Annotated in this window: 9 protein-coding genes; 5 read left to right on the plus strand and 4 right to left on the minus strand. The window is 61.9% G+C overall.

Translation table 11 applies throughout. From position 1 onward, the window contains the following. Positions 1-386, minus strand: a 386-nt coding sequence (locus tag AX685_RS04860) for an ImmA/IrrE family metallo-endopeptidase (protein ID WP_156445674.1), incomplete at its 3' end; no start/stop codon positions are given. Between the two features lie 363 nt (positions 387-749). Between AX685_RS04860 and AX685_RS04865 the strand changes: the two genes are divergently transcribed. After that, a complete protein-coding gene (locus tag AX685_RS04865) occupies positions 750-1,604 on the plus strand; it encodes a ribonuclease Z (RefSeq protein WP_156445675.1) in 855 nt (284 codons plus the stop codon). Positions 1,605-1,708: 104 nt separating this feature from the next. On the opposite strand, the gene AX685_RS04870 is transcribed toward AX685_RS04865, so the two are convergent. Together AX685_RS04870 and AX685_RS04875 are read right to left on the minus strand one after the other, a co-directional pair. Next, the gene (locus tag AX685_RS04870) at positions 1,709-2,566 is read right to left on the minus strand and encodes a GHMP family kinase ATP-binding protein (RefSeq protein ID WP_066485970.1); all 858 of its coding nucleotides are present in this window, start codon (positions 2,564-2,566) and stop codon (positions 1,709-1,711) included. Positions 2,567-2,654: 88 nt separating this feature from the next. After that, the gene (locus AX685_RS04875; RefSeq protein ID WP_066485972.1) at positions 2,655-3,272 is read right to left on the minus strand and encodes a flavodoxin family protein; all 618 of its coding nucleotides are present in this window, start codon (positions 3,270-3,272) and stop codon (positions 2,655-2,657) included. Positions 3,273-3,504: 232 nt separating this feature from the next. Between AX685_RS04875 and AX685_RS04880 the strand changes: the two genes are divergently transcribed. The 4 genes from AX685_RS04880 to AX685_RS21420 all read left to right on the plus strand — a co-directional run bounded on the left by AX685_RS04880 (position 3,505) and on the right by AX685_RS21420 (position 5,192). Then, complete coding sequence (locus AX685_RS04880; protein ID WP_197418488.1) at positions 3,505-4,326, plus strand: Crp/Fnr family transcriptional regulator; 822 nt, start codon at positions 3,505-3,507, stop codon at positions 4,324-4,326. Positions 4,327-4,459: 133 nt separating this feature from the next. Then, complete coding sequence (locus AX685_RS04885) at positions 4,460-4,630, plus strand: DUF5818 domain-containing protein (protein ID WP_156445676.1); 171 nt, start codon at positions 4,460-4,462, stop codon at positions 4,628-4,630. Positions 4,631-4,736: 106 nt separating this feature from the next. Beyond that, positions 4,737-4,955, plus strand: coding sequence for a hypothetical protein (locus tag AX685_RS21415; protein WP_197418489.1), 219 nt, complete (start codon positions 4,737-4,739; stop codon positions 4,953-4,955). Between the two features lie 60 nt (positions 4,956-5,015). Further along, positions 5,016-5,192, plus strand: a complete 177-nt coding sequence (locus AX685_RS21420) for a hypothetical protein (RefSeq protein WP_156445678.1) — start codon at positions 5,016-5,018, stop codon at positions 5,190-5,192. 7 nt (positions 5,193-5,199) lie between these two features. Here AX685_RS21420 and AX685_RS04890 read toward each other — a convergent pair. Next, positions 5,200-5,642, minus strand: a 443-nt coding sequence (locus tag AX685_RS04890; protein WP_197418490.1) for an MgtC/SapB family protein, incomplete at its 5' end; no start/stop codon positions are given.

Genomic DNA, 5,642 nt, shown 5'->3' on the forward strand with positions numbered 1-5,642 from the left:
AAAGGGGGTCCCTCTTCGACGCCGATCGGGGGTCCCTTTTGAACGCCGTTTGACACCGCCAGAGCGTCGATTGCTTCGAATGACGGCCGCCGGTGAGCGGCAGCAAGCGGTCGAAACAGATAGGCCGGCATCAACAGGTCGGCGGCATAATTATCAGCTTGCCGCTCAATGCCGGCACCGCCCTGGCTGACACTTCCGATCTCACTCGCCCTGCAGACCGACGACCGGCCGCGATGATGCTGCCAGTGGCCCAACTCGTGCGCGATCGAGAAGCGACGGCGACGCGGATCGCCATCGCCTTTCACAGTGATGATCGCCTGATTGCGAAAGCCGATGATCCTGGCTTCACAGCTCTCCAGAATGCCGTTGCGCACCTTGGCACCCATCGTCCAGTGGCATCAGCCGATACCAGTTCGGGTTCGACCTTCTGTTGCCTAGCGGACGCGCGGCTGCGCATGACGCCAATCAGGAATGCCACCATTCCCATCCTGCGCGGGCAATTCCGAACACCCTCGATCGTCTGACATACAGCTTCGTTGAGCAGGTCGTCGGCTTCACACCCTGCGGCAAACGCATATTGTCGTCCCGCCTTCCTCAGTCTGAGAAGGTCGACCGAGGTCAGGCGTTCGATCGCCTGCCGCGCTTCCGCAAGATCAAGGGTCGGTTCGCTCACTCAACTCCGCCGCTTCCTGACGGAGTAGGCTGATTTTCAGCGCGGCTCAGACACAACACGAAAAAATCGTGTCAGGATGTCCGAGAGCACCCGCCGTTTCAGCCTACCCCCTTTGATACTGTTCGGCTTCGACGCGCTTTTGAGGGTCAATGTCGGGCGTGACGCGATCATCGATCTCGTCGGCCCAATGGGCCTCGCCGGGTGCATAGGATCGAAGCTGGCGGGCTACACCTGGGATCTGGTTGAACGTTACGCGACCGAGCTCGTGTTCGTCGTGCACGAGCTTGCCCGGCCGGGGGAAATCGCAACGACGCGATTTCGCTTCTCGCGCAGGTTTGCGCCGGAGGCGGCGGGCGTCCGTGAACTTGCCGACAGCGCGGTGCTCGAAACGCCGTACTGGCAGCTTCACGCGGCAATCCTTGCTCACCACGGTCCCTGTCTCGGCTTCGCGGTTGAGGAACCACTTCACGTCAACGTCTGGCGCAATCGCGTCGAAGAAGCGGGTCTGGCAGTCGGCCCATGGCTAAAACCGCTCAAGGCCGCCATCCGCGACGGACTCCCCGACGACGCGCCAATCCAGCTTCCGGACGGCCGCACCCGGCCGCTCGGCGCGTTGCGCAAGTTGGTAAGCATCGAGCCTGGGCAGAAGGTGGGCTACATCACCGACGTGGCGGACACACCCGCGAACCGGGCTACCATCGTCTCCCTCTGCTACGGCGCCGACATCCTTTTTATCGAGGCGAGCTTCGCGGGTTCGGATATCCAGCGCGCGGCGGAGAGAGCGCATCTGACCACCATTGCCGCCGGAGAAATCGGACGTGCGTGCGAGGCGCGCCGGCTTGAGCCGTTCCACTTCTCACCGCGCTACGAGGATTGCGAGCAGATGCTGCTCGATGAGGTGGCGAGCGCCTTTGCGGATCGGCCGATGTAAATTGCGCCCGATATTGGCCCTACAGCCTCGGTGATCTCAGAGATCTGGATTGGTTGCTCCAGGCCTGCAACGTCGCCGGGGCGCACAGCAGGTGGTTTGAGCGCTCACCCATCTACTCCGCGCCGGGGCACAAAGCCGAACCGGCGCACAGGTGCACCCAGTTCGGTCAACGCCTGCTCGACTCGGCTGCGCGCGTCCTGCTCGCAAAGAAACAGCACATAGCCTCCGCCACCCGCGCCGCAGCCCTTGGCGCCTAGCGCTCCGGCGCGTTCGCCTGCCTGGAACAGTGCATCCATGCGCTCAGTTACGGCACCACCGCCGAGGGCTCGGGCGAGTTCGCGGTTGCGGGTCATCTCGGCTGCGAGTGCCGCCCAGTCGCCCTCCTCTAGGGCAGACCGGGCCGGCTCCACGCTATCCCGGATGGCGCGCAGGCATTGGCGGACACGAACATCGCCCTCCGCGAACCGCCGCCAGACCTGGGCATGGAGGTCGCCTGAGTCCGGTGACGAGCCCGCGTGACACAGGAGACAGCATTCGGCGAGTTCGGCGGTCGCCGGCTCGGGAAGGACGATCGGAGTCACCTCCGCGGGCTCGTCAGCGCCGCCGAACCGCAGCAGGTTAATGCCGCCAAGCGCCGCTGCATACTGGTCCTGCTTGCCGCCTTTTTCACCCATTGCACGCTCGATCCGGGCAGCCTGCTCGGCCCGCTCAACGTCGGACAGCGTCCGCCTGGTCAGACCGGCAATCAACTCGACCCAAGCAAGATTAGTCGAGGAGGAGGTGCCGAGATGTGAGTCCGGAGAGACCGCCAGATGGAGCGACAGGTCGAAGCCGCTCTCCGTCCAGCAGGCACGCCCTTCGGTGTAGAGGTCGATCGCGGCGTTGAGTACGGCACCCCCTTCCTCGCCGGCGAAGTCGGGCACGTCGCTCCAGCCTCCGGCAAAGTCGATAGAAGTCGCCACGGCGAGGAAGTCCGTCGTGGAAGAGGAAGAGCGATTGCGGGCGGGAATGAATACTGGATCGCATAGGGTACCCCCCATCGATTGTTTCCTACGTGCCGGAGCCGGGGTAAGCTGCTGATTGGAGCAGTCGCGCGAGATGGGCGGCGTTGCTGGCGGTCATGGCGACAGTCGATTGAACCTTGTCCGGAACAGGTTGAAGCTCTTTGAAGTCGGTTTTTCCCATAGCCTCACCAACCCAGTAGCAGGCGGCGGAGGCCGGGATTGTCCAGCCGGTGTCGTTCAATGCCTGATAGAGGGCCGCGCTGATGCTGTGGGCACCATCCTCGTTTCCGACGATCGCCACGATGGCAATCTTGCCGAAGCTCGGCATTCTGCTCTGCTCGTCTGTTTCGCTGAGGAAAGCATCCATCCTTTCCAGTACGCGCTTGGCGACACTCGACATTTGGCCCAGCCAGACGGGCGTACCGAATATGAGAATGTCGGCCTCAAGGATGCGACGGCGAAGCTCCGGCCATTCGTCGCCCGAACCTTCATCGGAGGTCACGCCCGGTTTCACATCATGATCGACGACGCGGATCGTCTCCGTACATTCCACCTCATGCTTCGCGAGTGCGGCCGCCACAAGGCCTATCATTTTATCGGTCGAGGATTGCTCGCCGGCTGCACCCTTCAGGGTACAATTCAATGCGATGGCCTTCAGGGGCATGTCCTTCTCCTCGCGGGTGGTTTTCGCGGTCTAAAAACTAGATCGGCTTCGGACCAACATCAGGCAAACCTTAGTGGGGCATGACCGCTCTCCGGCGTGCCATCCACATCTCAAGCACATCCCCGAAACGGCAGAGCAAATCTTCCGCCTGTGAGGTATCGTGTCCGTGGCTTGCGAGTTGGTCGATGATCGCGACCAAGCGCGTTATCCGTAGCTCGCCATCAACAATGCATTGCTCGATTCGGGCGAGGAGCGGATCGTCGAGGCCCGGCTCCTCGAATCTTCTTGCGGCCTCGCTCAGCAACATGGATCAAGTAGCGTCCCGAGAGAGGAGGCTGCCATAACAAACCCGCTGCTCGCCAAGCTTGAAGCTGTTGCCGCCCTCTCGGCCGACGATCGCCACGCCATCGAAACGATATGTGCCGGCACGCGAACGATCGGCGGCCATAAGGATATTGTGAGGGAAGGAGAGAAGCCGGAGCATATCCACATCATGCTCGATGGTTGGGCGGCACGCTACAAGGCATTGCCGGATGGCGGACGCCAAATCACTGGCTTCCTCCTTCCCGGCGATATCTGTGACATGGGCGCTGCGGTCCTAAAGCAAGCAGACCATAGCGTCCTTGCCCTCACGCAGGTCACGATCGCCTCCGTCACCCGTACCGCGCTGATCGAAGCGACGCGCGAGCGGTCGAGGCTCGCGCAAGCGTTCTGGTGGGCCAGCCTCGTTGATGAGGCGGTGCTGCGCACCTGGATCGTCAATCTTGGGCGTCGCGATGCCCATGCCCGAATCGCGCATCTGCTGTGCGAGTTGCACGCCCGCATCAAGCGCGTCGGCCAGATTCAGGATGGCGAGTTCAGCCTGCCTTTGACCCAGGAGCAGCTTGCCGATGCACTCGGGCTCACGTCTGTCCACGTCAATCGAACCCTGCAACGCCTCCGCGCCGAAGGGTTGGTGGCGCTGCGTAACCGTACGCTGACGATCCTTGATGCGGACCGGCTCGGCGAAGCCGCCAGCTTCGATCCAAGCTATCTCCACGCCTCGGCGGCATAGTTTCCGGATGCATATTCAACGAAGTCCCACCTGAAACCTTAAAGTATATTCGCCGTTGATATTTTGCCTCTCGGCTAGCGATGGAGGATTGCGGGAGAACATGCCGCTCGGAACACGCCACGAGTTGACCGGCATGCTCAACGCTGTCGGGAGTGATCTGGTGCTGCGCTTACAGGATGGCCGCGAATGGATATTGCTTTCGACAGCAGGAATCGAGCGGTTCATCGGCCAATCCGTCAAGGTGAGCGGCATCCGGGGCGGGAACGGCACCTTGCATGTGACCGGATTCGCGCCGGCACCCTGATCCCTCTCGTAAGCTCGGGATAGCGAAAGTGACAAATGATCCTCCTGACCATCGATCTTTGACTGTTTACGAAGCTCGGGCACGCTTCCACGCGAGCACGCTGGCCTTGGCGGAGGAAACCCTTGCTGGCCTTCGCAGCGCAGGCCATGTGCATCTGCCAGAGCGTGTCCTTGCGCTGCGCGAGCAAGCGCGACGCGGCTTACGCGTGATGAAAGCGCTCGCCGCCACATGGCATCGCGACCTCGCGGAGCGCCAGGAACGGCGCAATCAATGGGAAAGCGAGATCCAGCAGCGTTACGAGCGCTATAGAAAGCAGCGCCGATGAGGCGCCTTTCTTCCCGCAAAGCACTACCTCTTGGATCGACAATGGCGTTCTGAGGTCAGCATGTTCAGCCCGCTGCTTCCTATCAGCGCCACGATTTACTGCTTTGGTTGCGTGATGGAATTGGTACATCAGCAGAACGGAAATCCGGGTGCGTCGCGCTGGATCGACTATCTCGCACTTGCTATAGTATTCATTGGAGCAATCGGCTTCATCATTGGAGCGAGCCTGTCGGCCTAAGTGAGGATTAATCTCTCTGCCGGGCTTTCCGATCCACGTCCTCCCGATGATCTCCGATCGAGCCGCGGCGATTGGGCATCTGAAGCCCGTCGCTCTCCTGATCGCCTCCCGATCTCCGCGGCAAAAGGCGCTCGGCGAGCCTGACAATCGACAGCAGCAGAAGCGCGATCCCGGCGACGAGCGCCACCAGCACGGTTTGCCCCGCACCGGCGGCAATACCGACTGCGGCACTAAGCCAAAGGCTTGCAGCCGTTGTCATATTGCGCACGTCGCCGCCCCGCACGAAGATGAGGCCGCCTGCAATGAAGCCGATCGCTTGGGCAAGACCCTGGACCGCGCGTAACGGATCGCTATCCCGTTCCGCCGGTTGATCCTGTACGATCAGCAATGCCGAAACCATTATGGCGGCGGAACTGAGCGCCACGAGCGCATGGGTGCGCAGTCCGGCAT

This window comes from Sphingomonas sp. CCH9-F2, assembly GCF_001556735.1.
In the GTDB taxonomy this organism is placed as follows: Bacteria; Pseudomonadota; Alphaproteobacteria; order Sphingomonadales; family Sphingomonadaceae; genus Sphingomonas; species Sphingomonas ginsenosidimutans.

Bases quoted from the DNA above. Each gene is read 5' to 3' on its own strand.
- AX685_RS04865 (WP_156445675.1), top strand. From the start codon at position 750: ATGTCCGAGAGCACCCGCCGTTTCAGCCTACCCCCTTTGATACTGTTC.
- AX685_RS04875 (WP_066485972.1), bottom strand. From the start codon at position 3,272: ATGCCCCTGAAGGCCATCGCATTGAATTGTACCCTGAAGGGTGCAGCC.
- AX685_RS21420 (WP_156445678.1), top strand. From the start codon at position 5,016: ATGTTCAGCCCGCTGCTTCCTATCAGCGCCACGATTTACTGCTTTGGT.
- AX685_RS04885 (WP_156445676.1), top strand. From the start codon at position 4,460: ATGCTCAACGCTGTCGGGAGTGATCTGGTGCTGCGCTTACAGGATGGC.